This window comes from Actinoplanes subtropicus (genome assembly GCF_000721705.1).
Classification (GTDB): Bacteria; Actinomycetota; Actinomycetes; order Mycobacteriales; family Micromonosporaceae; genus Actinoplanes; species Actinoplanes subtropicus.
This window is the reverse complement of the sequence record NZ_JOJL01000004.1, coordinates 434,309-459,825: the sequence shown is the minus strand read 5'-3', so window position 1 is coordinate 459,825 and position 25,517 is coordinate 434,309. Positions and strand designations below refer to the sequence as shown.

The 25,517-nt window shown below is 72.0% G+C and carries 22 protein-coding genes; 7 read left to right on the top strand and 15 right to left on the bottom strand.

Annotated features, from left to right (window positions below):
- Positions 1–14 precede the first annotated feature (14 nt).
- The gene (locus IH26_RS0107880) at positions 15–1,277 is read right to left on the bottom strand and encodes a nucleotide sugar dehydrogenase (RefSeq protein ID WP_030435455.1); all 1,263 of its coding nucleotides are present in this window, start codon (positions 1,275–1,277) and stop codon (positions 15–17) included.
- Between the two features lie 336 nt (positions 1,278–1,613).
- Here IH26_RS0107880 and IH26_RS0107875 point away from each other — a divergent pair, with 336 nt between their 5' ends.
- The 7 genes from IH26_RS0107875 to IH26_RS0107845 all read left to right on the top strand — a co-directional run bounded on the left by IH26_RS0107875 (position 1,614) and on the right by IH26_RS0107845 (position 7,579).
- Entirely contained in the window at positions 1,614–2,222 is a 609-nt protein-coding gene (locus IH26_RS0107875) for an ElyC/SanA/YdcF family protein (RefSeq protein ID WP_084598738.1), read from the top strand.
- A gap of 100 nt (positions 2,223–2,322) precedes the next feature.
- Positions 2,323–3,891: an AMP-binding protein gene (locus IH26_RS0107870; protein WP_084598709.1), complete on the top strand. Its 1,569-nt coding sequence runs from the start codon at positions 2,323–2,325 to the stop codon at positions 3,889–3,891.
- Positions 3,891–4,166 carry a phosphopantetheine-binding protein gene (locus IH26_RS0107865; protein WP_051807710.1) on the top strand — a complete coding sequence of 92 codons (276 nt, stop codon included), beginning with the start codon at positions 3,891–3,893 and terminating at the stop codon, positions 4,164–4,166. The genes IH26_RS0107870 and IH26_RS0107865 overlap by 1 nt, the downstream gene beginning before the upstream one ends.
- Positions 4,156–4,977, top strand: a complete 822-nt coding sequence (locus IH26_RS55640; RefSeq protein ID WP_051807708.1) for a class I SAM-dependent methyltransferase — start codon at positions 4,156–4,158, stop codon at positions 4,975–4,977. The genes IH26_RS0107865 and IH26_RS55640 overlap by 11 nt, the downstream gene beginning before the upstream one ends.
- The gene (locus IH26_RS0107855) at positions 4,974–6,047 is read left to right on the top strand and encodes a hypothetical protein (protein WP_030435450.1); all 1,074 of its coding nucleotides are present in this window, start codon (positions 4,974–4,976) and stop codon (positions 6,045–6,047) included. Before IH26_RS55640 ends, IH26_RS0107855 begins: the two co-directional genes overlap by 4 nt.
- A gap of 198 nt (positions 6,048–6,245) precedes the next feature.
- The gene (locus tag IH26_RS0107850; protein WP_245664995.1) at positions 6,246–6,875 is read left to right on the top strand and encodes an ATP-binding cassette domain-containing protein; all 630 of its coding nucleotides are present in this window, start codon (positions 6,246–6,248) and stop codon (positions 6,873–6,875) included.
- On the top strand, positions 6,872–7,579 hold the full coding sequence (locus IH26_RS0107845; protein ID WP_030435448.1) for a hypothetical protein: 708 nt from the start codon (positions 6,872–6,874) through the stop codon (positions 7,577–7,579). Before IH26_RS0107850 ends, IH26_RS0107845 begins: the two co-directional genes overlap by 4 nt.
- Before the next feature lie 53 nt (positions 7,580–7,632).
- Here the strand turns inward: IH26_RS0107845 and IH26_RS0107840 are convergent, their stop codons facing one another.
- From IH26_RS0107840 to IH26_RS0107775, 14 genes are all read right to left on the bottom strand, one after another.
- A complete protein-coding gene (locus IH26_RS0107840; RefSeq protein ID WP_051807706.1) occupies positions 7,633–8,721 on the bottom strand; it encodes a polyprenyl synthetase family protein in 1,089 nt (362 codons plus the stop codon).
- Positions 8,722–8,785: 64 nt separating this feature from the next.
- Positions 8,786–10,129: a glycosyltransferase family 2 protein gene (locus tag IH26_RS55635; RefSeq protein WP_030435446.1), complete on the bottom strand. Its 1,344-nt coding sequence runs from the start codon at positions 10,127–10,129 to the stop codon at positions 8,786–8,788.
- A complete protein-coding gene (locus tag IH26_RS0107830; RefSeq protein ID WP_030435445.1) occupies positions 10,126–10,908 on the bottom strand; it encodes a glycosyltransferase family 2 protein in 783 nt (260 codons plus the stop codon). Before IH26_RS0107830 ends, IH26_RS55635 begins: the two co-directional genes overlap by 4 nt.
- Complete coding sequence (asnB, locus tag IH26_RS0107825) at positions 10,896–12,809, bottom strand: asparagine synthase (glutamine-hydrolyzing) (protein ID WP_084598707.1); 1,914 nt, start codon at positions 12,807–12,809, stop codon at positions 10,896–10,898. Before asnB (IH26_RS0107825) ends, IH26_RS0107830 begins: the two co-directional genes overlap by 13 nt.
- On the bottom strand, positions 12,806–13,678 hold the full coding sequence (locus tag IH26_RS0107820; RefSeq protein ID WP_051807704.1) for a hypothetical protein: 873 nt from the start codon (positions 13,676–13,678) through the stop codon (positions 12,806–12,808). The genes asnB (IH26_RS0107825) and IH26_RS0107820 overlap by 4 nt, the downstream gene beginning before the upstream one ends.
- On the bottom strand, positions 13,675–15,264 hold the full coding sequence (locus IH26_RS0107815) for a carbamoyltransferase C-terminal domain-containing protein (protein ID WP_030435442.1): 1,590 nt from the start codon (positions 15,262–15,264) through the stop codon (positions 13,675–13,677). Before IH26_RS0107815 ends, IH26_RS0107820 begins: the two co-directional genes overlap by 4 nt.
- A complete protein-coding gene (locus IH26_RS0107810) occupies positions 15,261–16,439 on the bottom strand; it encodes a glycosyltransferase family 2 protein (protein WP_211268599.1) in 1,179 nt (392 codons plus the stop codon). Before IH26_RS0107810 ends, IH26_RS0107815 begins: the two co-directional genes overlap by 4 nt.
- Positions 16,426–17,598 carry a hypothetical protein gene (locus IH26_RS0107805; protein ID WP_051807700.1) on the bottom strand — a complete coding sequence of 391 codons (1,173 nt, stop codon included), beginning with the start codon at positions 17,596–17,598 and terminating at the stop codon, positions 16,426–16,428. Before IH26_RS0107805 ends, IH26_RS0107810 begins: the two co-directional genes overlap by 14 nt.
- Positions 17,588–19,105: a B12-binding domain-containing radical SAM protein gene (locus tag IH26_RS0107800; RefSeq protein WP_030435439.1), complete on the bottom strand. Its 1,518-nt coding sequence runs from the start codon at positions 19,103–19,105 to the stop codon at positions 17,588–17,590. Before IH26_RS0107800 ends, IH26_RS0107805 begins: the two co-directional genes overlap by 11 nt.
- 10 nt (positions 19,106–19,115) lie before the next feature.
- Entirely contained in the window at positions 19,116–19,922 is an 807-nt protein-coding gene (locus IH26_RS0107795) for a geranylgeranylglyceryl/heptaprenylglyceryl phosphate synthase (protein WP_063763659.1), read from the bottom strand.
- Positions 19,919–20,959, bottom strand: coding sequence for a prenyltransferase/squalene oxidase repeat-containing protein (locus IH26_RS0107790; protein ID WP_030435437.1), 1,041 nt, complete (start codon positions 20,957–20,959; stop codon positions 19,919–19,921). Before IH26_RS0107790 ends, IH26_RS0107795 begins: the two co-directional genes overlap by 4 nt.
- Positions 20,956–22,203, bottom strand: coding sequence for a glycosyltransferase family protein (locus IH26_RS0107785; RefSeq protein ID WP_051807698.1), 1,248 nt, complete (start codon positions 22,201–22,203; stop codon positions 20,956–20,958). The genes IH26_RS0107790 and IH26_RS0107785 overlap by 4 nt, the downstream gene beginning before the upstream one ends.
- On the bottom strand, positions 22,200–24,179 hold the full coding sequence (gene asnB / locus IH26_RS0107780) for an asparagine synthase (glutamine-hydrolyzing) (RefSeq protein WP_063763658.1): 1,980 nt from the start codon (positions 24,177–24,179) through the stop codon (positions 22,200–22,202). Before asnB (IH26_RS0107780) ends, IH26_RS0107785 begins: the two co-directional genes overlap by 4 nt.
- 27 nt (positions 24,180–24,206) lie before the next feature.
- Entirely contained in the window at positions 24,207–25,121 is a 915-nt protein-coding gene (locus IH26_RS0107775) for an NAD-dependent epimerase/dehydratase family protein (protein WP_169789734.1), read from the bottom strand.
- Positions 25,122–25,517: the final 396 nt, after the last annotated feature.

The window sequence follows — 25,517 nt, the reverse complement described above, 5'->3', positions numbered from 1 at the left end:
CCGGAGGTCGGTCGCTACAGCGGTTCGACGTTCGCGCGGCGTGGGAGCACCCCGCGGGTGTCGAGCACCAGCCGCGCCTTCTGAGCGATCATTTCCAGGTCGAAGGCGCCGTGTGCCTGGAGGAGCACGACGAGATCCGCGTCCGCCACCGCGGTGTCGAGGCAGCGCTCCGCGGTGAGCAGCCGACGGTCGACCGGCCACTCCGGGACGAACGGGTCGCCGAACCGGATGTCGGCGCCCAGACGCAGCAACGAGCGGGCCACCGGGAGCGCCGGTGTCTCCCGGGTGTCGGCCACATCGGCCTTGTAGGTGACGCCGAGGAGCAGGATCCGAGCGCCGTTGACCGGCTTGCCGACCCGGTTGAGGGCCCGCTGGATCCGTCCGACCACCCAGTGCGGCATGGCCCCGTTGATCTCCTGGGCCAGTTCGGCGAGGCGGAACGGGTAGCCCAGCCCCCGGACGGCGTGCGCCAGATAGGCCGGGTCGACCGGGATGCAGTGGCCGCCGACGCCCGGCCCGGGCAGGAATTGCTGAAATCCGAACGGCTTGGTCGACGCGGCCGAAATCGAATCCCAGATGTCGACGCCCAGATCGGCGCAGAACGTGGCCATTTCGTTGACCAGGGCGATGTTGACGGCGCGATAGGTGTTCTCGATCAACTTGGCCATTTCGGCCTCGCGCAGGCCGCGCGCCGGTTTGATCTGCGGCACGAATTCCTGGTAGAGGGCGACCGCGCGGTCGCGGCAGGCCGGGGTGAGGCCGCCGACCACCTTCGGCGTGTTGTGCAGGCCGAATTCGGTGTTTCCGGGGTCGACGCGCTCCGGCGAATAGGCCAGGTGGAAGTCCAGGCCGGCGATCAGACCGGAGCTTTCCAGAACCGGGCGGATCACGGTGTCGGTGGTGCCCGGCCACGTCGTCGACTCCAGCACCACCAAGGTGCCCGGCCGCAGATGTGCGGCAATGTGGCCGGCGGCATCCAGAACGGCGGTGAGATCCGGCCGGAACTGCTTGTCGAGGGGGGTGGGGACACAGACCACAATGGCTCCGGCGGCGGCCAGTTCGGCGGGATCGGAAACCGCCCGGAACCCTTGGGCGAGCATCTTCGCCAGATCGTCGTCGGGCACGTCGCCGACATAGGAGACCCCTCGGTTGACCGACATCACACGGGCGTGGTCCGAATCCACTCCGATGACCGCGAGGCCCCGATTCACCGCCTCCCTGGCCAGTGGTATGCCGACATATCCCAAACCGATTACCGCGAGGTCATACGACAACATGCCCCCCATGCAGGCCGGATCGGCCGGCGGCTCAGGAGATCGACGGTCCCGCATCTCCTGGGCCACCTATCGCGGAGGATCCTATCCTCCATCGATGTCTTGTGGGGGCCGCGACCGCGCGGACGAAGCGATGTTTGCACTGTTCCCGCAGCTCAAAGTCGGTGTCCAAAAAACCGGGCGGCGGGATGGTAGGTTGAGCCGCGGACGAGGCGTCGGTCGGATCGGAGCCAGGTGACAGGGATGCCGAGGGCCGGGTCAGGGCTCGAGATGTCGACCCCGAGGGTCGTGCGAGGCACTGCCTTCGACGGGGTCGGCAACGACGATCTGCTCGATCTCATGGGCACGGTCTTCGCGGTTCTCACCGTTCCGCCGCCGGCCATGGGAGTGCTCGACGCCGTCGCGGTGCCGATCGGGCAGGGCGAGGAAACACGCCTGCGACACGCAGTCGATCTGTGGAATTCGGAACCGCATCTCCGGTTCCTTCTGGTGTCCGGGGGAAATCCCGCCGAGCGTACGCATGTCGAGGTGACCCGGAGCTATCTCCGAGATCTCGGACTGCGCCGATACGACGGCGTGCACATCCAGCCGGAGCCCGCGCCGAATACCGCGCTGCAAGCCGCCTGGATCGCCGATCAGGTGCGTCGGCTGGCCATTCGGAGTGTGGCGCTGACGGTGTCCCCGTACCACCTTCCGCGAGCATTTCTCACCGTCCTCAAAGCATTCGACGACCGCGGGCTCGGCGTTCCGGTGATTCCGGCGGCGGTGCCGGTTCCGCCGCATGCGACGGTCGCGGAGACCGGCATGAACGCATATGACCTGCTGTCCGGGGAAATGCGACGCATCCTCACGTATGCCGGCAACGGATGGCTGGCGACCCCGGCGGAGCTCCGGGACTATGTGGCCTGGCTCTGGGTGAACCACGCGAATCTGTTCGGCCGGGCGTGACGAGCATTTCGATGACAAGCCATGGACCGGCGGCCTCCATTGTGGAGTATCATGCCGCCATGCCCGTTGTCCATCCCCCCGGCGTCCACGACCCGGCAGCATGACTTCGTTGCTGGAAAGTGTGCTCACCTCGGTGCGTCGTTTTCCGGGGCGTTCGGCAATTCACGACGGCCGGCCGGTGACCTATTCCCAACTGCTCACCCTGGTCCGCCGGGCAGCCGCCGCGCTGCCGCCGGCCACCTCCGCCCCGGCGCTCGGCGCGGTCCTGGTGAACCGGGACGCGCCCGGCTATGCGGCCGTGCTCGCCACGCTGTGGTCGGGGCGCGGCTACGTGCCACTGAACCCGCGCTACCCGGTCCGGCGCAACGCGGCGATGCTGGCCACGTCCGGCGCCGGCACGCTCGTCGTGGACGGCTCGCTCGGCATCGACCTGATCGAGTTGACCGCCGGGCTGCCCGAGCAGATCACCGTCGTGGTGTACGGCGGCGCCGGCGAGCCGGCCGGCGCGGTGCGCGCCCGGCACCGGGTCGTCCGGGTCGACCCGGAGTCCGGGGAGCCGGCCCGCCACGACCCGGTCGACCCGGCCGGCGACGTGGCCTACCTGCTCTTCACCTCCGGCACGACCGGCGCGCCGAGCGGTGTCCCGGTCCGCCAGCAAAGCGTCCTGGCCTATCTGGCGGCGGTCGCCGGGCGGCACGACCTGAACCCGGACGACCGCACCTCGCAGACCTTCGACCTCACGTTCGACCTGAGCGTCCATGACATGTTCGCCACCTGGCAGGCCGGCGCCTGCCTCTATCCGCTGTCGGCGCGAGCGCTGATGCAACCGGTGGCCTTCATCCGGCGTCACCAGCTCACCGCCTGGTTCAGCGTTCCCTCGGCCGCCGCGCGTTCGAGTGCGCTGGGCGTGCTCGGTGCCGGGACGCTGCCGTCCCTGCGCTGGAGCATCTTCTGCGGCGAGCCGCTTACCGCCGCGGTGGCCGCCGCCTGGCAGTCCGCGGCCGCGACGGCCATCTTGGACAATCTTTACGGGCCGACCGAGGCGACGATCGCGGTGACCGGGTTCCAGCCCGGCCCCGACGTGTCGGCGTGGCTCGGCGACGGCAACGGGGTCCTGCCGATCGGGCACGCGTTCCCCGGGCAGCAGGCCACCGTGCACGTCGCCGGCGCGCCGGCGGCACGGGGTGCGACGGGGGAACTGTGGCTCGCCGGCTCGCAGGTCGCGGCCGGCTACTGGAACGATCCGGTCCGCACCGCGTCCCGGTTCGTCACCGGCCCGGACGCCCGCTGGTTCCGCACCGGTGACCTGGTCCGGGCGGACGGATCGGGTCTGCTCCACTACCACGGGCGGACCGACGACCAGATCAAGATCAACGGATTCCGGGTCGAACTCCTCGAGGTCGACCACGTGCTGCGGACCGCCTGCGACCGCCCCGACGCGTTGGCCGTGCCGTGGCCGAGCGCCTCCGCCGTCGAACACCTCGTGGCCGTGGTGGCACGCGGCGGCGACCGGGCGCCACGACAGATCATCGATGCCTGCGCCCGGTCGCTGCCGGGCTACATGGTGCCGCGCCGCGTGCTCGTCGTCGACGAGATCCCCCGTAATCCCAACGGCAAGCTGGACCGCAAGGCCGCCGCCGCTCTCCTGCAGGAAGGTGGACAAACCTGATGACCGGCCCGACCGACAACCTCGTGGCGGAGGCCCTGGACTGGGTCCGGGCGCACCGCGTCGACCGGGAGACGATGGACACCCCGGTCACCGCCGAGACCGATCTGCTCACCGTCGGGGTGCTCGACTCTCTCGGCTTCGTCCAGCTGATGACCTTCCTGGCCGAGCGCACCGGCCGGACCGTGGACCTGGTCGACCTGGACTTCGACGACCTGGCCACGGTCCGCAGTCTGTGCCGGTTGTACACGTCGAAGGAGGGCGCCGATGTCGGCTGACCCGATCGTCGAGACCTACTCGCGCCGCGCCGACGAGTACGCCGGCGCCGAGAACCAGCAGTCGTGCTGGGGCCTGGCGACCCGCGAGTTGTGGCCGTCGCTCGACCCGAGGCCGAGCGACCGGACGATCGTCGATGTCGGCTGCGGCGACGGGTCCGCGCTGCGCGAGGTCCACCGGCGGGCGCCCGGGGCCCGGCTGGTCGGCGTGGAACCGGCCGCCGGCCTACGGGACATCGCGGCCGGCCGGATCGGGGACATCGCGGGCGCCGGCGTCACCGACGCCCGGTTCGAGGACCTGCGGCTCCCGGCCGGCTCGGTCGACTACCTGTACAGCCTGATGGCCTTCCACTGGGTCAGCGACCCGGCGGCCGGCGCGGCCGAGATCGGCCGGGTCCTGGCCCCGGACGGCCGGGCCGACCTGTTCTTCATCGGCCGGTTCAGCGGGCGGGAGTTCATCAAGGCGACCACCCCGATCTTCCTGCGGCACTTCGGCCCGGCCCGGGTGTTCGGGGCGGCCCGACTGCGATGCCAGCTCACCCGGGAGGAGGCAGCGAAGATCTTCACCGACGCGCTGCCGGCCCGGCGGGTCACGGTGCGGGAGTGGTTCGACACCCGGTACGACACCGTGGCCGGGCACATGGCCTGGTGGGTGCGGATCGAGGGGCAGCTGCTGGAGTTCGGCGGCCCGGCCCGCGACGACTGCGAGGCCGAGGTCCGGGCCGCGATCGGCGCGCTCGAGACACCGGCCGGAGTGCCCTACACGCTGCACCTGCTGCACGTCCGGGCGGAGCCGCGGGACGCGGCCCGTTGACGATCCAGGTGCGGGCGCACGACGAGCGATGGCGGCCGGCGGTGCGTGCCTTCAACGCCAGGATGGCCGCGGCCGGCAAGAGCGGGTTCTTCGAGGATCCGGTGCCGGACTGGCTGGCGCCGGCGCCGGGCTGCCCGACCCACCGGGAGCTCTTCGTGGCGCTCGGCGACGACGAGCGTGCGCACGGCGGCTATGTGCTACGGCACGAGGCGGCTCTGATCGGTGGCCGCCCGGAACAGGTCGCGTCGGTACAGGGACCGTATTCCGAGGGTGCCGCCGACAGCCGGCACGCGCGGACGTCGTTCGCTCTGATCAAGGACATGATGCGCCGCGGGCCCCGGCTGTACGGCTGGGGCCTGGAGACCCGCCCGGACGTGCGGGAGTTGTTCGGCATGTTCGGCTGGCGGTCGTGGGCCAGCCCGACGCTCGTCTGGTGGGGCGTGCCGCTGTGGCGGTCGCTGCGCCGCGGGCCGGCCGACGTGCGGGTCACCGTCGAGCGGGACTTCGGTGACTGGGCCGACGCCGTGCGCCGGGACGGCGGCGCCGACTACTCGTTCGTGCCGGGGCGGGACGCGGCCACGCTGAACGCCGTCTATCCCACCGACGACCATGGATTCCACCGTTTGGTGATCCGCCGGGACGCCGCGGTGCTCGGCTGGGCGGTGGTCGGGATCCGTCGTTTCGTGCGCCATCCGCGGTTCCGGTCGCTGCGCGTCGGGGCGATCTGGGATGCTTTCGGACCGGTGCGGCACGCCGGTGCGGTGCTCGGTGCGGCGCACGCCTGGCTGGCCCGCGCCGGGGCGATGGTGGTGCTGGCTTCGTTCTCCGACACCCGGTGGAGCGAGGTGCTGCGCCGGCGGGGCTTCCGGCCCCGGGGCAACGAGCGGCATCTCCTGATGTCGCCGGTGCTCGCCGCGGAGCTGGGCCGGCTCGCCGAGACAGGTGCCGGCCGGCCGTTCCTCACGTTCGGTGACGCGGAGGGTCATCGGGGGCCGCTCGGCCAGGCGCTCTTCGGTGTCCCCGCTCCGACCGGAGCGGGGCGATCAGACGCGGGACTGACCGGCACCTGAAGCGGCTGGCGCGGTGGCCCGGGATGTATAGAATAGTCCATCGATGTATAGAATCGTCCGTCCTGGTCGTGCAGATGTGCCGTAACCCGCTGTAAAACAGCGAAGGGAGCCCTGAGCCAGCAAATGTGGACCAGCCAGCAACCTGGCGAGCCGCCGGACCGACGCCCGCCCGCCGGCATGTCGCACGGGCGGGGAAACGTGGCCGCCCCGTCGCCACCCGTCCGGCTGCGCGCCAGCGGCATCACGAAGAGGTTCGGCCGTCGCGAGGTGCTCTCCGGAGTGAACCTCGAGGTGCACGCCGGCGAGGTCGCCGCGGTGGTCGGGGCGAACGGGGCGGGGAAGTCGACGTTCCTCAAGATCTGCGCCGGCCTGATCTCGCCGAACAGTGGCCAGGTCGAGGTGCAGGGCTCGATCGGCTACTGCCCGCAGGCCGGCGGGACCTTCGACTTCCTGCGTCCGGACGAGCATTTCATCCTCTTCGGCCGGGGCAACGGGCTGAAGCGTGACGTGGCCCGATCGCGAGGCCGGGAGATGGCGGCCGGCCTCGGCTGGTCGCCCGATCCGAAGGTTCAGGCGCGACACCTCTCGGGCGGCACCCGGCAGAAGCTCAACGTGATCCTCGCCGTCCTCGGCGGGCACGACATCCTCCTGCTCGACGAGCCCTATCAGGGCTTCGACCGCGGCACGTACACCGACTTCTGGGAGGTGATCTGGCGGCTGCGCGACACCGGCCGCACGATCGTAGTGATCACCCACATGCTCAACGCGATGGACCGCGTCGACCAGGTGCTGGACCTCACGCCGACCGGAAGTGAGCGAAACCGATGACCAAGGTACTCACGGTCGCCGAGATGGTGCTACGTGACCTGGCCCGGCGCCGGACCGTGCTCGGCATGCTGTTTCTGTTACCCCTCGCCTTCTACGCGGCGCGGCACGACCAGACCGGTCAAGCCATCCGGTTCGCCAGCCTCGGCCTCGGTTGGGGTGCCAGCACCGCCGGGCTGTTCTCCGGCAACTCGGCGAAGACGGTCGAGCCCCGGCTCCGGCTGGTCGGCTACTCGTCGCTCGCCCTGCTGATCGGGCGGCTGGCGTCGCTGCTGCTGGTCTCGTGGGCCATCGCCGGCGCCTACTTCCTGCTGATCTACTTCGACCAGGACATCCGGCGGCCGGGCGCGCTCGCCCTGATGCTCATGCTGACCGCCCTGATCGCGGTGCCGCTCGGCATGCTGATCGGCGCCCTGGTGCCGCGCGACCTGGAGGGCACCCTGCTGCTCATCGGGCTGGTCGGGGTCCAGATGGCGGTCGACCCGGCCAAGAGCTCGTCGAAATACCTGCCGTTCTGGTCGTCGCGGGAGATCGGAACGTACGTGGTCGACAACGTCGACTCCGGCTATCTGACCCGGGGCCTGCAGCACGGCCTCGGCATGGCCGTCGGCATGATCGTGCTGACCGGGGTGCTCACCGTCGTACGACTGCGCCGCCGCAAGCATCTGCAGAGCATTCGCCAGCCGGTCGCGGCGGCTATGCGCTAGCACGCGATCGTCGCGCGGAGGTGGCTGGCCGGACGGCTCCCACCTCCGCGACGTCAGTTGGTGCGGTGGACGAGCTGGTGGGCGATCTCGGTGAGGGCCCGGCCGGCCGGCTCGGGGATCTCGGCGTCGCGCAGAGCCGCCACCGCCTCCTCGGTCCGCTCCTCGATGACCTGCTCCACCTGGCGCAGGCTGCCGGTGTCGACGATCACCTGACGCAGCGCGGCGACCCCCTCGTCGTCCAGGTCGGGGTTGCCGTGCCAGCGGTCGACGACGGCGAGCTGCTCCGGTGACGCCGCCTGCCGGGTCATCGCCATCAGGACCGTCGACTTGCCGTCCCGCAGGTCGGTGGTCGCCGACTTGCCGGTCTCGGCATCGTTGCCGAACGCGCCCAGGGTGTCGTCCCGCAGCTGGAAGGCCACCCCGAGAGCCACCCCGTAGCGGGACAGCGCCGCCAGCACCGGCTCGGACGCACCGGCCAGGGTCGCACCGATCTGCAGCGGCCGCTCCACCGTGTAACGGGCGGACTTGAGAAGCAGAATCCGGTACGAGGTCGGGAGATCGGCGGTGACCGCCTCGCCCCGGATGTCGAGGTACTGCCCGAGCAGGACCTCGGCCCGCATCCGGCGGAAGATCTCGACGGCGGGGCCGATCCGCTCCGGCGGCAGCGGGGCGTTCAGGAAGAGGTCGTCCGCCCAGGTGAGGCAGAGGTTGCCCCACAGGATGGCGGTGCTGCGCCCGTAGTCCAGAGACCGTCCCCGGCCGCCGCACCGCTCGTGTGCCCGAGCCATGCTCACGTGCACGGTGGGGCCGCCCCGCCGGGTGTCGCTGCGGTCCATCACGTCGTCGTGGATCAGCGCGAAGCCGTGGAACATCTCCAGCGCTGCCGCCACCTCGAGGATGCCGGGCTCGTCCGGCCCGTCGGCGCTGCGCCAGCCCAGGTGGCAGAAGAGCGGGCGGACCCGCTTGCCCGAGCCGACCAGGAACGCCTGCACCGTGTCGACGCCGTCCTGCCAGCCCTCGTCGTTGCTCTGGCGGCGGGCGGCCTCGAGGGACCGGACCAGGATGCGGTCCACCCCCGGGCCGACCAGCGCCCGGCTCTGCTCCAGCGGGCTCGTGGCGATCGCCTCGTCGGTACCGGTCATCTCCACTCCTCGCAATCTGCTTCGTCTCGGGTCGGCATCGCCGAGAAGTCCTCATCCGCGTCACTCAGAAATAGGCGGCGCGATGACGTACGCTGCCGGCCGCGAAACCGGCCAGCCGGGCCGCGTACCGGACCCAGCGGCGACGCGGCGTGCCGGGCCGCCCGAGGTCCGGCAGGTGCCGGAGCATCCACAGCCAGCTCAGGAGAACCTGCCGCCACGGGCGGCGGCGGTAGCCGGCGTTCCGGAACGTACGGAACAGCAGCGCGCCGGTCAGACCGTAGGACCACTTCTGCCGCGCCACGCCGGACAGGGTGGGACGCAGCCGGTAGCCCATCCGGGCGGCCGGGGCGTAGGCCAGTCGATAGCCCGCGAGCTGCACCCGCCAGGACAGCTCGACGTCCTCGCCGGCGCCGCCCCGGAAATGCTCGGCCCACCCGCCGACCGCGTGCAGCACGGACCGCCGGATCCCGCAGTTGGCGCTGCGCGCGAACGGAAGCGGCTCACCCTGCGCGGGCAACGGGGCCGGCTGTTCGTCCATGAAGGCCGGGCTCAGGACCGAACAGTCCAGGGCGCCGCCGACCAGGTCGGCGTCCGCCAGCGCGGCCACCATCGCCGTGAGCCAACCGGGATCGGCGACGTCGTCGGCGTCGCAGAAGACCAGCCGTTCACCGGCGGCCGCCCGGACCCCCGCGTTGCGGGCGACGCCGGCGCTGCGCGCGGCCGGGGCGGAGATCGTACGGAGGCCGGGCAACCGGTCCCGCCGGGCGTCGGCGACCGCCGCGCTGTGGTCGGTGGAGCCGTTGTCCACCACGATCAGCTCCCAGGCGCCGCGGTAGTCCTGTGCGGCCAGCGCGTCGAGCTGGTCGCCCAGGGTCGCGGCGGCGTTGCGGACCGGAAGAATCACGCTGACCGTCGGGGACCCGCACGTCACCGGGTCGCGGGCCGGCCGGGTGCTCAGCAACCGCGGGAGCCCGGTGACTCGCGTGCGGCGCGGAAGGCGTCCGTCCGAAGTGGCCAAGGAACGCCGGAAGGCGATGCCCGGAGCGGGCCTTCCCCGCGTACCGGCCGTGGCCGGAGGCAGGTCGACCGATTCGACGATGCCGGCGCCGTCCAGGGTGAGCACGCCCCACGCGACCGCGTCCGCTCCGACCCCGGCGGCCGTGGCCACCTCGGCGAGCCAGGCCGGGTACGGGTCGTCGGCCTCGCCGAGCAGGGCGACCCAGTCCGCGGTCGCGGTGGCGATGCCGCGGCCGGGCGGGACGACGGTGACCTTGCCGGGATCGCCGGTGACCGGGGATGCCGTCTCCACGATCACCCGGGCCGGCGGCCGGGTCTGGCCGCGCAGCCGGCGCACCGCGGGCCGCCAGTCGTGCCCAGCGACCAGCACCACGTCGATCAAGGGCGTCATCGAACCGGCTCGAGGTCGAAATCCACGTCGTTGCCCGGCGCGACCAGCAGCGGCAGCAGCTCGGCCGGACCACGAGCCTGCTTGCGCCGCTGCTCCGCCTCGAGCAGCCGGGCGACGTACGCCTGACGGGCCGGTGAGCCGAAACCCGTCTCCGGAGCGCCGGTCAGCGACTGCGCCCATACCCGGTAGCGGTAGAGCGGGAGCCGGCTGTTGCGGATCCGGTAGAGCCGGGCCAGGCGGAGGTGGAAGTCGGTGTCGGCACCGAACTCGGCGGTGCCGTCGAAGCCGCCGAGCCGGCTGAACACGGCCCGCCGGACCACGGTGGTCGGGTGCAGCGCGACGGTGGTCCGGCCCATCCGGATCCACAGGTTGCCGTTGCGGGGCATCCGGCGCATCCCCGTGACCCGGCCCTCCGCGTCGATCTGGGTGAACCCGGAGCCCACCAGGTCGGCCCGGCCGCGTTCCAGCATCGCGACCTGGACCGCGAACCGATTCGGCTCGCTCTCGTCGTCCGCGTCCTGGAATCCGACGTACGGGGTGGTCACCGTCGGCAGCACCGCGTTCTTGAGGCGCAGGTGGCCGACCCGTCGGGAGGCGCGCAACACCGTCAGCCGCGGGTCGTCGCGGAACGGGGCGAGCGCCGAGACCCAGTCGTCGTCCGGCGAGCAGTCGTCGACCACGACCAGGCGCAGGTTGCGGACGGTCTGGCCGAGCACCGACCGGACCGCCGCGGGCAGGTACCGGGCGCAACGGAAGTGCGGCAGGATCACGGTGAGCACTGGCGTTCTCCGGTTCTCGCGATGAGCTGCGGCGACTGGTCGGCGAAGCGGCGGTACCACGACTCCAGCTGCATCAGCGCCCAGATCCGGCGGCCGTGGCGGTGCCCGGCGTCCAGCTCGGACAGCAGGCGGCGCACCGCCTCCGGGCGGAAGATGCCGCGCTGTCGCGCGGTGGCGCTGGTGAGCAGGTCCCAGGCGAGGGGGCGCAGGCCGGTGCGCAGCCAGTCGTCCATCGGCACGCCGAACCCGGCTTTCGGCCGGTCGATCAGGCCGGCCGGCAACCATTCCCGGACCGCGTGCTTGAGCACACGCTTCGACATCCCGCCGCCGAGTTTGAACCGGGCGGGCAGGCGGGCCGCCCAGGCCATGAGATCCTGGTCAAGGAACGGCGAGCGTGCTTCGAGCCCGTGCGCCATGGTGGCCAGGTCCATCTTGGGCAGCAGGTCACCGGCCAGGTAGGTGCGCTGGTCGACGGTCAGCAGCCGGTCGATCATCGACCGGCCGGCGCCGTCGTCCCAGGCCGACCGCAGGTGCCGCATCGGATCCACGCCCTCGACCAGGCGGGCGAACTCGCCGGTGTAGAGGCCGGCCAGGCGGCCCGGCTCGAAGACGGTCATCAGCGCGGCGTACCGGTCGACCGGGCGGCGACCGGCCAGTGCGAGGACGCGCCCGGCCCGGCGCAGGCGATGGCCACCCGCCGATGCGGCCAGCGCGGTCCCGGCCCGGACCAACGGGGGGCCGAGCGGCCCGGCCGGCGCGAGACGGCCGGCGCCGGCCAACAGCCGGTACCGGTCGTAGCCGCCGAAGCACTCGTCGCCGCCGTCGCCGTTGAGCGCCACGGTCACGTGCCGGCTCGCCATCCGGGCCAGATAGAACGTGGCGATCGCCGACGAGTCGGCGAACGGCTCGTCGAACTGCTCGGTGAGGCCGGCGAGCAGGGGTACGACGTCCGGCTGGAGCACCCATTCGTGATGATCGGCGCCGTAGTGCCGGGCGGCCGCCCGGGCGAAGCGCCGCTCGTCGCTGGCGGCGTCGTCGAAGCCGATGGTGAAGGTCGGCACCGGTCCGGGGACCAGCCGGGCCGTCGCCGCCAGCACGGCCGACGAGTCCACCCCGCCGGAGAGCAGGACGCCGATCGGCCGCTCGCCCGCCAGCCGCAGCCGGGTCGCCTCGACCAGCCGCTCCCGTAGCTCGGCGGCGGCCTCGTCGAGGCTGCCGGTCACCACCGGGGTGTACGCCGGTCGGTGGTAGCGGCGGCTGGTAACCGTGCCGGCCGACCAGCTGAGCACGGTGCCCGGCGCGAGACGGCGGACACCTTGCCAGATGCTGCCGGAGCCGGGGACGTAGGCGCAGGCCAGGTAGCCGTGCACCGCGGCCGGGTCGACCGTGCGCGGAAAGCCCGGATCGACCAGGAACGCCTTCACTTCCGAAGCGAACTGGAGGCCGTCCGGCAGCAGGCGCCAGAACAGTGGTTTCTTGCCGACCCGGTCCCGTCCCAGCAGCAGGCGGCCGGCGCGAGCGTCCCAGATCGCGAAGGCGAACATCCCGTGCAGGTGGTCGACGAGGTCGTCGCCGTACTCCTCGTACAGGTGGACCAGGCACTCGCTGTCGCCGTCGCCGGTGAGCCGGTGACCACGGGTGATCAGGTCGCGGCGCAGGCGCCGGTAGTTGTAGAGCTCGCCGTTCAGCACCGCGACGACGTCGCCGTCCTCACTGAAGACCGGCTGGGCGCCGCCCGCCACGTCGATGATCGCCAGCCGGCGCATGCCCAGCGCCACGCCCGGGCCGACGTGCAGCCCGGTGCCGTCCGGCCCGCGGTGCGCCAGGGCGGTCAGCATCGACCGGACCGGGCCGGGATCGACGTCGTCCCGGCCGGCCTGCCCCGCGATGCCGCACATCATGACCGCCCGTCGGGACGCGGCGGCCGATCGCCCGGCAGCGCCAGCAGGATCGGCAGGCCCCGGTCGAGGATGTCGTCGGCGTACCGGTCGATGATCGGACGCAGGTCGTGAGCGCACGGGACGTCCGCCGGTGGGGTGGCCCGGACCCGCGCCTCCTCGATCAGGCCCCGCAGCGCGTCCTCGCCGACCCGCCCGGTGCGCAGCAGGTGCCCGAGATTGCCGGTCCGCTCGCCGTGCCGCTCGTAGTCGCGCAGGTCGTCCGCGATCGTGACGATCATGCCGAAGCCCCACCCGAAGTCGGTGGCCGCGGCCGAGGTCCGGGGCGCGCGGCCGGCCAGGGCGGCGAGCGTGCCGTACAGGCTGAGGAAGCAGCCGCCGTACGTCTCCGCGTGCGCCCGCCAGCTCGCCAGGTCGGTGGCCGGTTCCCGCTTGGTGCGCAACTGGCCCACCCCGACGGTGACGAAGTTGTCCTCGATCGTGGTGAGCACGGTCCGCGGGTCCTCGGCCCGCAGCGCCAGGCGGGACACCGCGCGCTGCTCCAGCAGCAGGCACAGGGCGAGCTCGAACCGGTCGAAGCCGCTGTCGTCGTCCAGCAGGTCGTCGAAGAGTTTCATCGCCGCGATGTGCATGCCGATATCGCCGGCGACCGCCCGCCGCAGCTGCGCCTCGGGCAGCCACATCGTGAGCAGGCAGGCGGCTCGCAGATACAGCCGCAGGTCACCGACGTACCGGACGAGACCGGGGGACGCGCCGAAGTCGCGCATGGTCGCCATCAGCAGGTCGCTGACGTAGCGGTGGCCGGCGTCGAGCTCGGCCGCCAGGTCCCGCCCGACGTCGGCCGGCACCTGGTAGGCGGCCGAGCTGGTCATCGGGAACCCACCCCGTAGGCCATCACGTCGTCCGCCACGAACAGGTCGATGTCCTGACCGCCGAAGTCGTCGATCATGTGCCGGCTGGTCTGCGCGATCGCCCGGCCGGGGCCGTTCAGCGATGTGTTGATCAGCGCGGCGACGCCGGTCATCTGTTCGAACTCGCCGAGCAGATGGTAGAGCCGGGGGTGGTCGGCGCCGGTCAGTGTCTGTAACCGGCTGGTGCCGTCGATGTGCCGGGCCTCCGGGAACAGCCCTTCCCGTACGTCGTAGTTGAACAGCATGTACGGCGAGAGCTCCTGGCCCGGGAAGAGCTCGGCGAACCGATCGTCCCGAATGACCGCGCCGAGCGGGCGGAACCACTCCCGGCGCTTGAGGTCCTCGCTCAGCCGCTTGCGCATGCCCTCGGCGGTCGGGTCGCCGAGCAGCGAGCGGTGGCCCAGGGCGCGCGGGCCGGTCTCGCCGGCGCCCTCCAGGAAGGCGATCACGCCTCCGCGGGCCAGCACGCGGGCCGCGGCGCCGGGGTCGTACGGGACCGGCCGCAGGCCGGCGGCGGCCAGCGCGGCCGCCGAGTCGTCGGCCTTCTCGGGCTGTCCGAGGGCGTAGACCGAGAACGGCGCGACCTCCTGCCCGAGCACGTAGCGCAGCGCGTAGACCCCGGCCCCGATGGAGTGGCCGCTGTCGCCGCAGGCGGGCGGGATAGCGATCGGCCGGCCGAGCCGGGCCCGCAGCTCGGCGTTGGCGACGATGTTGAGCGCGCACCCGCCGCCGAGCGCGACGTCGACCTCGGCCGGCACGCCGGTGTGCCGGGCGAGCAGCTCGAACACCCGCTCGGTGAACAGCTCCTGGAAGGTGGCGATGACGTCCGCCATGGTCTGGAAGTCCCGGGCGAACTGCGGCCGTCCACTCAGGTCGTCATAGGTCGCCTGGGCCGCGGCCGGATCGGCCATCACGTCCCCGCGGACGCCGAGCAGCAGCTCACGGACGTCGGCCCGGGGGCGGCCGTATCCGCCCAGTGCCATCACCTTGCCGGCGACGCTCGGGCTCTTGCCGAAGCCGAACAGGTAGCCCAGCGCGCTCCAGCCGAACCCGTTGCCGTACCAGGGCAGCGGGTCCTTCTCCAGCCAGTTCAACCGGCCGTGCTCGACGCGGAACAGCGAGCTGCGGGTGATCTGCCCGCGACCCTCGTTGACCAGGACGACACATCCCTCGCTGTGCCCGGCGTAGTGCGCGGCGAGTGCGGCGTGCGACACCTCGTGGGTGACCACCACGCAGTCGACCGGGCGGCCGAGCAGCGTCGAGGTGGTCCGGTGGTGCAGGGCGCCGGAGTCGACGGCGGTCAGCGCGCCGTCGAGGTCGCCCAGCCCGAGCAGCCGGTGCGAGAACGGGGTGCTGACCGCGATCAGGTCGATCTGCGTGGGGTCGATCGACGCCTCGCGCAGGACGTGCCGCAGCGCGTCGTCGACGCGGCCGTCGTGCTTGACCCGGCTGAGCCGCTCCGCCTCGATCGAATAGCGGAGCGCCCCGTCCTCGAAGTAGGAGACGCCGGCGTCGTGACCGAGGGAGTGCAGGGAGAGAACTTTCATGCTGACGCCTCCGTCAGGGGATGGTGCCCGGAAGGGTGGGGCGAGCCGGGCGCGACGTACTCGGCCCAGTGCACTTCCCGCAGCGGCCGGCGGAGCACGCCGCGAAGGTAGAGCTCGCCGGCGGTACGCGCGAACCAGCCGAAGTAGATCCACTTGATCGCCGACTTGGCGGCGCCCCGGCGCTTCCCGCCGGAGGAGTCGAAGTCGGTCAGCGGCCACATGCCGGAGAAGAGGATGTGCCGGAAGTAGTGCCGCGCCACCGGATAGGACCAGTCGGCGAGGTAGATGGCGTGGTTGAGAAGCAGCCGCCGGATCCGGCGGCGGGACTGCCCGGCCGGCCCGGCGACCTCGTAATGGCAGGTGGCCGACGGCACCAGACGAAGGTGGTGCAGTGGATCCGGGTGCTCCGGGTCGAGCAGCCGGAAGCAGACGAAGCCGTCGTCACAGACGTACCGGTCGGGGATGCCGCCCGTGACGACCGCCCGCTCGACCAGGAGGCAACAGCCGTGCGGGTAGTTCGTGGCCGTGTTGGTCAGCGCCTTCAGCCGGTGCAGCAGGCGGGAGGTGGCGTACGGCCGGGCGTGCGCGACCTTGGTGGCGCCGACCGCGCCCCGGCCACCGTGCCGGACGAAGTCGAGCACCAGCTCTCGCAGGCAGTGCGGATCGAGCCGGATGTCGTCGTCGAGCCAGCCGACAGCGGTGAGGCCCAGGTCGTCGGCGATCGCGATGCCGGCGTTGAGCGTGCTGACCTTGCCCGGCCCGGGCAGCGACAACCCGAGGAAACGCACGCCCTCCGGCGCGGCGGTCACCTCGGCCAGCAGCCGCAGCCGCTCGATCGCCGCCGGTTCGTCCTCCGGTCGCATCCACTGCATGCCGACCAGAACCATGATCAGCGCGCCCGGCAGCGCCCGGGTGGCGTCGTCCAACTGCTCGATCTGGTCGCTCAGCCACGACTGGTGCTCGGCGGCCGAGTAGCGCCCGAGGTGGGTCGGCAGCACGAATGCGATGCGTACCGCTTCGCCGGGCCCCTCCGGCCGGTCGGCGCCCGGGGTGTCGCCGACCGTGCCGTCGGCCCGTACGTAGCGCACCGGGCGGCGCCACGTGGTGCCCGGCTCGTAACCGATCGACATCCGGCGGCGAAGGTGGCGTACCACCATGGACTCACGTGCCGGCATCGGACGCCCCCTGCTCGGTGGCCAGCGCCGTCCGGAAGTCCCCGTCGGCGCCCCAGCTGACCCCGCGCAGTGGCCGGCCGGTGAGCCCCCGGACCGCCAGCGACGCGGTCACCGCCCCGAACCAGGTGAAGTGGACTGCCTTGAGCGACCAACGGACCAGGCCGCGGGCCCAGCCCCGCCGGTTGTCCCACGGCGCCAGCGGCCACAGGCCGTAGAACAGGTAGTGGGTGAAGTAGCGGCGTGCGGTTCGCAACGGGTAGTCGGCCATCGAGACCACGTGGCTGTACATCGACCGGCGCAGGCGTACGAGAGTGTCGCCGGCCCGGCCGATGCGGCAGAACCCGCAGATCGCGTCCGGGACCACCTCGAAGTCCGGCCGGGCCGTGTCGGTGGCCCGGGAGAGCAGCTCGAACAGAACGAAGCCGTCGTCCGTGAGCCGGCGTGGCGAGATGCCCCCGGCGAGGACGTCGGCGGCGACCAGCATGCAGCCGGCCGCTGGGTACTCGGCGGGCGGAGTGGTGTGCCCGGCCACCGAGTCCATCACCCGGGCCGAGGTGGTGGTGCTGGTCAAGGCGGTCTCGCAGGCCCCGACCGCCCCGGTGGCGCCGCGCTGCAGGAAGCGGGTGACCAGGCGCTCCAGGCAGTCGGGTGCCAGCTCGACGTCGTCGTCGACCCACAGCCAGCCGAGGTAGCCGAGGCCGGCGGTGATCCGGAGCACCGCGTTGCTGGTCAGCAGCTTGCCCCGGCCGGACAGCGCGGCCCCGGCGACGGTCACCCCGCCGGGAACCCGCAGGGCCGGCACCAGCGCGGCGACGCGGTCCACCGCGCCGGTGTCCGGACCGTCGCACTGCATGCCGATCCACAAGGTCAGGGCGAGCGCGGGATGGGCCCGCCGGACCGGCTCGAGCCGGTCCAGGACGTGCTGCACCGCCTCGATCTGCTCCGCGAGACCGCACCGGGCGACGTAGGTGGGCAGCAGGACGGCGAGGCCGTCGCCCGGCAGAGCGCCCAGCCGGCCGGGCGCCGGGTCGTCCGCGGCCACCACCGTGGCCGACCCGCCGTGGAGCACGGTGACCCGGCCGGGTGGCGGCTGGGCCGGCGCGTAGCCGCGGGCCACCACCCGTTGCAGGGCGCTCCGGCCGGCCCGGTCAGAAGTCACGGTCGGTGTTGTTGTTCGACTTGGCCAAGCTCATCAGGCCGGACGCGGTGTTGCGCCACTGCCCCGTCGTCATCGCATGGCTGATCAACGACTTGGCCATCCGAGGTCGCAGGAAGAACGACCGGTACGCGTACCGCGCCCGGGCCTCGGCGTCCGGCACCAGGTGATTGAGCCGTACGTCGAATTCGCCCCGGACGAACCGGTCCCAGTAGTCGGCCGGGATCGCGCCGGCGTCGACACACTCCTTGTGCAGCGGCGTGCCGGGCAACGGGGTGGCGGTGTAGAAGCTCGCGTAGTCCAGCGGCAGCCGGCAGGCCAGGTCGACGGTGGCCTGCAACTGTTGCCGGCTCTCGCCGAGCCACCCGACGATGAAGTATCCGAACCCCTTGATGCCGGCCTCGAAGGCGGAGGTGACCGCCTTCTCGATCTTGCCGACGTTGCTCTCCTTGTTCATCCGCTGCAGGATCCCCGAGTCGCCGTGCTCGATCCCGAAGCGCAGGCGCTTGCAACCGGCGCCGGCCATCGCCTCCAGCAGCTTGTCCGGAACGAGGTCGACCCGGGTGGGCGCCTCCCAGCGGACCTTGAGGCCGGTCGACCGGATCTGCTCGCAGATCTCGTAGACGCGCCCGCGGTGCAGGGTGAAGACGTCGTCGTAGAACATGATCTCGCGGACGCCGTACCGGTCCCGCAGGAGCGTCATCTCCCCGACGACGTCCTCCGGGCTGCGGTACATCGACTTCTTGTCGACCGCCTGCTTGAAGCAGAAGCTGCACTTGAACGGGCAGCCCCGGCTCGAGATCATGGTGGCGAAGGGGCGGGGCGCCATGATCGAGTAGTAGCTGTCCATCGGCAGGCCCTCGCGCTCCGGCCAGCCGACGTCCTCCAGGTTGATCATCGGCGCGGCGCCCCCGTCGAAGGTCCGGGTGACCAGACCGCGTATGCCGTCCGGGTCCTCACCCTGCTCCATAGCCTCGGCGAGATCGGCCATGATGGTGATGCCCTCGCCGACGCCCACGTAGTCGATCGACTCGTGGTACAGGTTCTCCGCCGCGTACACCTCGGTGTGCGGACCGCCGAGAATGACCTTCGCGCCGGTGCTCTTCGCCGCGGCCGCCGCCTCGAGCGCACCGGGCAGCCCGGGCGTCGTGGTGCTGATCCCGACCAGGTCCGGTTGATAGTCGGCGAGAAGCTTGCGCAGCCCCTCGCCGTCCAGGCCGAGCGCCGGCGTGTCCACCTGGATGACGTTGTGAAAACCCGCGCTCTTCAATGCGGTGTGGATATAGCCGAGACCGAGGTGCGGCAACACCCCGGCCCGGCGCTGGATCTGACCGATCTGCCGGGTGTTGAGACAGAGGTCGTGGTGACGGACGAGCGCGATGCGCAGCTTGCGCTTGCGCCAGCGGGGCGGACGGTTGCGCTCCGGAGCGGCCGCGACCGGGCTCGCGCCGGTGCCGCACGAGGCACCGGTCGCCTTGGGATTGTTCAGGACCACGAGTTGTTTGGGCATGCCGATCCGATCAGAGGAGGATGGGCTCACGACGTTGCAACCGCTGGGCCGAACAGAGCCGGGCGAGAGCCGCTCGCCAGTCCGGGGTCTCCAGCGCGCCGGCGAAGATCACGTAGTCCGCGCCGGCCTGCAGATAGGCGTCCACCTGCTCGGGCGAGCGAACGCCACCGCTGACGAACAGCAGCTGTTCGGGCGCCATCCGGGCCCGGAAGATCTCGCAGCTCCGTGGGTTCACCCGCTCGTTGCGAGAGTAGAGATAGGCGAGGTCGAAACCGAATTGCCGGGTGCAGTCCGCATACCGGGCGACGGACTCCTCGTCCTGGCCGACGGGCCGGGTGCCCATCCGGGCGTAGGAGCGGTCGTCCCGCCCGAAGGTCAGGGCCGCGGAGAGCAACGGCTGCGCCGATCCCGATCCGTTGCCCAGGTCGTACGTCTCCAGCAGGCTCTTCCACACGTAGTACGGGTCGTCGGAGCCGAGCAGCGCGGGCAGCATCACGCTGTCCGCCTCCTCGACCACCGGGAAGCCCCGGCCGGGGATCGGCGGGAAGTGCAGGATGGTCGGGATGCCGGTGACCGCCCGTACGGCGTCCACATAGGCCGGCATGACCGCCTCGAAGTCCTCGTAGTCGGTACTGGCCAGCAGCAGCGCCGGCATGCCCGCCTCGGCGACCGCTCCGGCTTTCTCCACCGCCTCCGCCACCTCGATCTTGAACGGGTCGACGACGTGGATGACGTGGCCGCGGTGCGTCCGCAGGTGGGCGAGGACGTCCCGCCGCCGTTCGCCGGTCTCTGTGGTCATGCGGGTCTCGGTGGTCATGCGCCGGTCCTGTCCGCGCCGATGTGCAGCGCCCGTACGACGGTCGCGGTGGTGTGCAGCCCGAACGTGTCCCGGGCGATGGTCCCCAGGCTGAGCCGCCCGACCCCGTCGAACGTCCAGTCCGCGTAGCTGTCCGGATCGGTCTCCCAGGGCAGCGCCATGCGCAGGCGAGCCGACGGCGTCCACGAGCCGTCCGGCCGTTGCTGACTTTCGAGCCACCCGGTCGCGGCCCGGATCGCCGCGTCTCCGGTGCCCGGCTCGCCGGCGGCGACGGTGCGCAGCGCCAAGGCGGTCGCGAACGGCGAACCGTCCGGATGCAGGTGATTGGTCACCGCCCCGCCGGCGCCGATCCGGCCGGCCGCCCAGCGGGCCGCGGCGGCCCGGGCCGGCTCGGTCCCCGGCACCGAGCGCAGCGACTCGACCGCGAGGGCCGTGCTCATCTCCGGGTCGATCCACCAGTAGGCCGGCCATTCCCCGGTCGGGCGCTGGGCTTCCAGCAGCCCGGCCACGACCCGGTCGCGCTCGGCCAGGCCGGCCAGCCCGGCGACGGCCGCGGTCACGCAGACGTGTCCGCCGCACCATCCGGCCCAGCTGGGCACGATCGGATAGCGGTCGAAGATGTCCTTGGCCAGCTCCGGCACGTACGTCGAGACGAGCCCGTCGTCGTGGACGTGGCGGCTGACGAAGGCCCGCCCGTGGACCGCCCACGGCTCCTCGGACCGTCCGGCCAGCTCGGCCAGGTGCAGCACCCAGCCGGTGCTGTCGGCGTCCTCCGGGGCGACCTCGCTGTAGTTCCAGCCGCCGTTGTCGTGCTGCTCCGGGATCAGCAGGTCGAGTGCCTCGTGCGCGGCCCGGACGGCGTCGTCGTCGGGCAGCCGGACGAGCACGCTCGCCACGTACGCGGTGATCCAGTCGTCGCTGGGCCCGAGCATGTCGTAGTCGCGCCAGAGCCCGTCCTCGTCCCGGCGGCTCATCAGGAAGTCGATGCCACGCCGGGTCGCGTTGTCGGCCTGGGTGTCGGCAGTCGTCTCGGTCACGGGCGGTTCCTCTCCGGTGCGCCTGGTGTCGCGGCGACCCTTCGTCGGTCCAGGAGGGGTCGGATCGCGTTCTCGATGCGTTCAGCCGTTCCCTGGGGGTCCAGCACGGATGCGGCGAAGGCGCGGCAGTCGCGCTTGCGGGCCGCGATCAGCGCACGGTCGGTGAGCCATTGGTCGAGGTCGGCCAGGAGTTCGTCGGCGGTGACCCGGCACCGCCCGAGACCGTGCTCGTCGATCAGGCCGCCGACCCAGCTCTCCATCGGCAGGCCGGACTCCAGCATCAGGACGGGGATGCCGAAGGATGCCGCCTCGAGTGTGGTGTTCGGCCCGGCCTTGGAGATGAGGAAGGCGTGGTCGGCGGCGGCCGCGCCCTCGATGTAGGCGAAGTACTCGCGCTGGGTGAGCTTGGTGTGGAAGCGCCACCGGGTCAGGCCGACGTCCCGGGTGACCCGCTCGATCAGCGCCGGGTCGTCGTAGCCGACGAACACCACGTCGGTGTCCGGGTGCCGGTCGGCCAGGTGGTTCAGCACGCGGACGTAGTCGTCGCCGCCCCGGTTGCTGAACACGATGATCCGGGGCCGGTCCGGTCCGTCGGCCGCCGGGACCGGCCAGCCGGGACGGGCGTCCAGGTCGACGTCGGCGCTCACGAACGAGCCCAGGTCGTGCCGGGCCACCAGCGGCCCGACCACGTGCACCGAGGCCGGGTCCGCGCCCACCTCGGTGACCAGCCGCTGCCCGGCCCAGGCGAACGGGACGAGGGTCGCGTGGAGCGCGGCGCTTCGATGGATCGGCAGCTCCAGCAGACCGGGGTTGGTCACGTAGCTGACCACCGGGACGTCAGACCCGTGCAGGGCCGCGCGGCAGAGCCGGGCGACGAATCCCTTGGTGCCGATGACCAACTCCGGCCGGGCCTCCGCGAGCGCCTCGCGCAGGCCATCGAGGCGGTCGGCGACCGGGTGGCCGGGGTCGGTCTCGAAACCGGCCGGGTAGGCCTGGTCGATCTCCGCCATCAGGGCGAGATACCGCGTCGTACGGGTCCGGGCATCCGGTGAGCCGGTGGAGATCTCGGCGATCCGGGCCCCGTACTCACCCATGAAGGGCAGCAGGGGTTCCGCCTCCCAGACGTCGACCTCCCGGCCCGGAAGGCGTTCCCGCAGCACGCCGGCGAGCCGGGTGGCGGCCAGGAAGTTGCCGAACTGTCCCCAGGTGCGCGGGGACACGACGACGATGCGTGGCTCGGTCATGCTGTGTCCTCCTTTGGCATGCCCTTCTGGCCCTCGCCCGCGGCCTGAGCGTGCAACTCACGCAGGTGCCGCTCGGTGCAGGCGGTCACTAGGGCACCGCCGGCGGGGGCGGGTTCAGCGTCCTGCCAGAGCTGGAAGCAGAGCAGCGCCCAGAGCTTCCGCGAGTGGTCGGCCCGGCCGTCGAGGTGCTGGCCGACCAGCCCCTGGACGGCCTCGGGGCGGAACAGGCCGTGCTGCTCCAGCCGGCGCGGAGCGAGCGTCTCCAGCAGCAGGGGGCGCAGCTCGCGGAGCAGCAGGGTGCCGATCGGCGCCCGGAATCCGGTCTTCACGCCGTACGCGGTGGCCGCCGGGAGCATCCGCGCCGCGATCCGGCGCAGCGGGTGTTTGCCGGTGAACCCGCGGAGTTTACGGCCGGCCGGGAGGCCGGCGCAGAAGTCCACGATGGCCTCGTCCAGGAACGGCGACCGGGCCTCGATCGAGGTGAGCATCGACGCCCGGTCCACCTTGGTGAGGATCACGTCGGTCAGGAAGTGCGCGATGATGCCGAGCTGGCTGCGCTCCAGCGAGCTCAGCGCCGGATCCGCACCGAGCGTGGCGTCGACCCGCTCGAACGGCCGGCCGGTCGCCGGCGGGACCAGGACCCGGGCCAGCTCGGCGGGCTGGAACGGTGCCCCGGCGAGCAGGAACCGGCGTTGCGGCGGGCAACCCAGGGCGTACCCCAGCCGGCGGGCGACGGCGGTCGCCGGCAGGTTGCCGTGCCGGACCGGCAGGCGCCGCAACGCCGCCGCGAGCCGGGCGATGACCGGCCGGGGCAGCGAGCCGAGCAGGCCGAGCAGCCGCTCGGCCTGGAAGTAGCGGTAGCCCAGGAGCACCTCGTCGGCGCCGTCACCGGTGAGCACGCAACGCACCGATCCGGCGGCCAGGTCACAGGCGAGCACGGTGGGCAGCAGGGACGAGTCGGCCAGCGGCTCGTCGATCCGGCCGTACCACTCGCGTACTCCGTCGGCCAGGTCGCCGGCGCTGAGCCGGCGGTGGTGATGGTCGGTCCCGAGATGCCGGGCGACGGCGGCCGCGGCGTCGGTCTCGTCGAACGCGGGGTCGGTGAAGCCGACCGAGAAGGTGGCCGGGGCCCGGCCCGTCTCCTGCTTGACGAGCGCCGCCACCACGCTCGAGTCGAGGCCGCCGCTGAGCAGCACCCCGGGAGTGGAGGCACCGCCGAGCCGTCGCACGACCGCCGCGCGCAGCACCGTCTCGAGGTCGCGCTCGACCTCGCCGGCCGGCCGGTGGTCCCGTGTCGCGGGCAGGCCGGGCTGCCAGTGGACGACCGTGCGGGTCATGCCCGGCGCCCACTCCAGGTAGCTGCCGGGCGGCACCTTGTGCACGCCGGTGAGCACCGACCTGGTCGCCGGGAACGCCTGGAGCACCAGATAGTCGGCGACCGCCTCGGGATCGGGGGTGGACGGGCACCGCGGATGCCGGCGTAACGCGCTCAGCTCGGAGGCGAAGACCAGGCCGGCACCGTCGTGGAAGTAGTAGAGCGGCTTCTTGCCGAGACGGTCGCGGGCCAGAATCGTCCGCCCGTCGCGCCGGTCGTGCAGGGCGAAGGCGAACATGCCCCGGATCCGTTCCAGCGCCCGGACCCCGTCGCGCTCCAGCAGTTCGGCGAGGACCTCGGTGTCCGACCCGGTCCGCGGGGCCAGACCGCCGGCGGCCAGCTCGGCCCGCAGCTCGGGGAAGTTGTAGATCTCCCCGTTCAGCACGACGGCGGTGTTCCCGGACGCGGTGACCAGCGGCTGAGCGCCGTTGACCGGATCCGTGAACGGCAGCGCGCAGTGGCCGAGCATCATTTCGCCGTGCCGGCCGGCCGCCACGCCGTCCGGGCCGCGGTGCCGGATCGCCGCGAGCATCGACAGGGCCAGGTCGTAGCCTTCCGGCCCGCTGAATCCCGGGTGGCTGAAACCCGCGAAACCACACATCCCGTAGCTCCCCCGTGCCGCGATCGGTCAGGCGCTGGTCGTGGCCATCCGTGCGCGCTGGGCCTCGATACTCAGGCGTAAACCCTCAACCAGGGTGGTGGCCGCCCGGAAGCCCAGCGCGGTCGCGGTGCGGCCGGTATCGGCCAGCGTGAAGCCGACATCGCCGGCCTTGCGGTCCCGGTGGACCACTCGCGGCGCGCGCTCGGCCAGCTCGCTGACCTGGGAGATCAACTCGGTGAGCGAGACGTTGCCGCCGGAGCCGAGGTTGAACACACCACTGCCGACGTTCGCGTCGACGACCCGGGTGATGGCCTCGACGACATCACCGACGTAGATGAAGTCGCGGCGCGCGGTGCCGTCGCCGTAGATCTCGATCTCGTCGCCGGTCAGCGCGGCCCGGATCAGCCGGGAGATCAGCATGTCGGGGCGTTGACCCGGCCCATACACGGTGAAGAACCGCAATGCCACAGTGGACAGCCGGCTGCCGGGCCGGTGCGCGTAGGCGAGGGCGAGCTGCTCCGCGGCGAGCTTGGTGACGGCGTACGGCGAGGCGGGCGCGGGTGACCGGGTCTCCGCCATCGGCCCGCGGACCCCGTCGCCGTAGACCGATGACGAGGAGGCGATCACCAGCCGGGGTGTGCCGGCGGTCGTGCATGCCTCGAGCAGGCGCCGGGTGACCAGCAGGTTGCACTCGACGTAGTCGTCGAAGTCCCGCCACGAGGGCCGTACGCCGGGAATCGCGGCGAGGTGCACGACGGTGCCGACGCCCTCCAGCAGCGGCGCGAGGTCGACCGAGCGGAGGTCGCCGACCACCTGCCGGAGGTGGTCCGGAAAGTCGGTGCCGGGTGCCGGCTCGCGGCGGTCGATGCCGACCACCTGGCGGCCGGCCGCGGCCAGGTGCCGCACCAGGTTGCTGCCGATGAAGCCGGCCGAGCCCGTCACGAGGATCCTTCGAGCGACTTGCGGATTCGCCATCGGGTGGCCCTCCTCCCCGTTCCTGTCGCGCGTCTCAGTGCGCAGGCATGGCCGATCCGGTGGCGCATCCAGCACCTCGCCGTTGGCAAGCATGATTGGGTGTTACCAAAACACCATCCGCCCCGTAATCGGTATGATCGGTCTCATGTCTACAGTAGAGGTGGCTGAGACGTCTACCCCGTCCGGCGCCGGCGCACGTTTCGAGGGCTGATTATCCGGAACCTGGACGCGTATTCCCAGGTTGGCGGCGAGGGGCTGAAAGACGGTAGGCGCATCGACGGAAGTCATGGTACGTTGGCCGCCTGCGAGACCGTAACCTCTATGAACACACAGCTCAGAAGAGCGCATCGCGGTGGGTGCCCA

Coding starts and splice junctions, on each gene's coding strand:
- IH26_RS55635 (WP_030435446.1), bottom strand. CDS start 10,129: ATGACGCCCTTGATCGACGTGGTGCTGGTCGCTGGGCACGACTGGCGG.
- IH26_RS0107845 (WP_030435448.1), top strand. CDS start 6,872: ATGACCAAGGTACTCACGGTCGCCGAGATGGTGCTACGTGACCTGGCC.
- IH26_RS0107785 (WP_051807698.1), bottom strand. CDS start 22,203: ATGACCGAGCCACGCATCGTCGTCGTGTCCCCGCGCACCTGGGGACAG.
- IH26_RS0107840 (WP_051807706.1), bottom strand. CDS start 8,721: ATGACCGGTACCGACGAGGCGATCGCCACGAGCCCGCTGGAGCAGAGC.
- IH26_RS0107795 (WP_063763659.1), bottom strand. CDS start 19,922: ATGACCACCGAGACCCGCATGACCACAGAGACCGGCGAACGGCGGCGG.
- IH26_RS0107875 (WP_084598738.1), top strand. CDS start 1,614: ATGGGCACGGTCTTCGCGGTTCTCACCGTTCCGCCGCCGGCCATGGGA.
- asnB (WP_063763658.1), bottom strand. CDS start 24,179: ATGTGTGGTTTCGCGGGTTTCAGCCACCCGGGATTCAGCGGGCCGGAA.
- IH26_RS0107815 (WP_030435442.1), bottom strand. CDS start 15,264: ATGAAAGTTCTCTCCCTGCACTCCCTCGGTCACGACGCCGGCGTCTCC.
- asnB (WP_084598707.1), bottom strand. CDS start 12,809: ATGATGTGCGGCATCGCGGGGCAGGCCGGCCGGGACGACGTCGATCCC.
- IH26_RS0107810 (WP_211268599.1), bottom strand. CDS start 16,439: ATGCCGGCACGTGAGTCCATGGTGGTACGCCACCTTCGCCGCCGGATG.
- IH26_RS0107820 (WP_051807704.1), bottom strand. CDS start 13,678: ATGACCAGCTCGGCCGCCTACCAGGTGCCGGCCGACGTCGGGCGGGAC.
- IH26_RS0107880 (WP_030435455.1), bottom strand. CDS start 1,277: ATGTTGTCGTATGACCTCGCGGTAATCGGTTTGGGATATGTCGGCATA.
- IH26_RS0107870 (WP_084598709.1), top strand. CDS start 2,323: ATGACTTCGTTGCTGGAAAGTGTGCTCACCTCGGTGCGTCGTTTTCCG.
- IH26_RS0107865 (WP_051807710.1), top strand. CDS start 3,891: ATGACCGGCCCGACCGACAACCTCGTGGCGGAGGCCCTGGACTGGGTC.
- IH26_RS55640 (WP_051807708.1), top strand. CDS start 4,156: ATGTCGGCTGACCCGATCGTCGAGACCTACTCGCGCCGCGCCGACGAG.
- IH26_RS0107800 (WP_030435439.1), bottom strand. CDS start 19,105: ATGCCCAAACAACTCGTGGTCCTGAACAATCCCAAGGCGACCGGTGCC.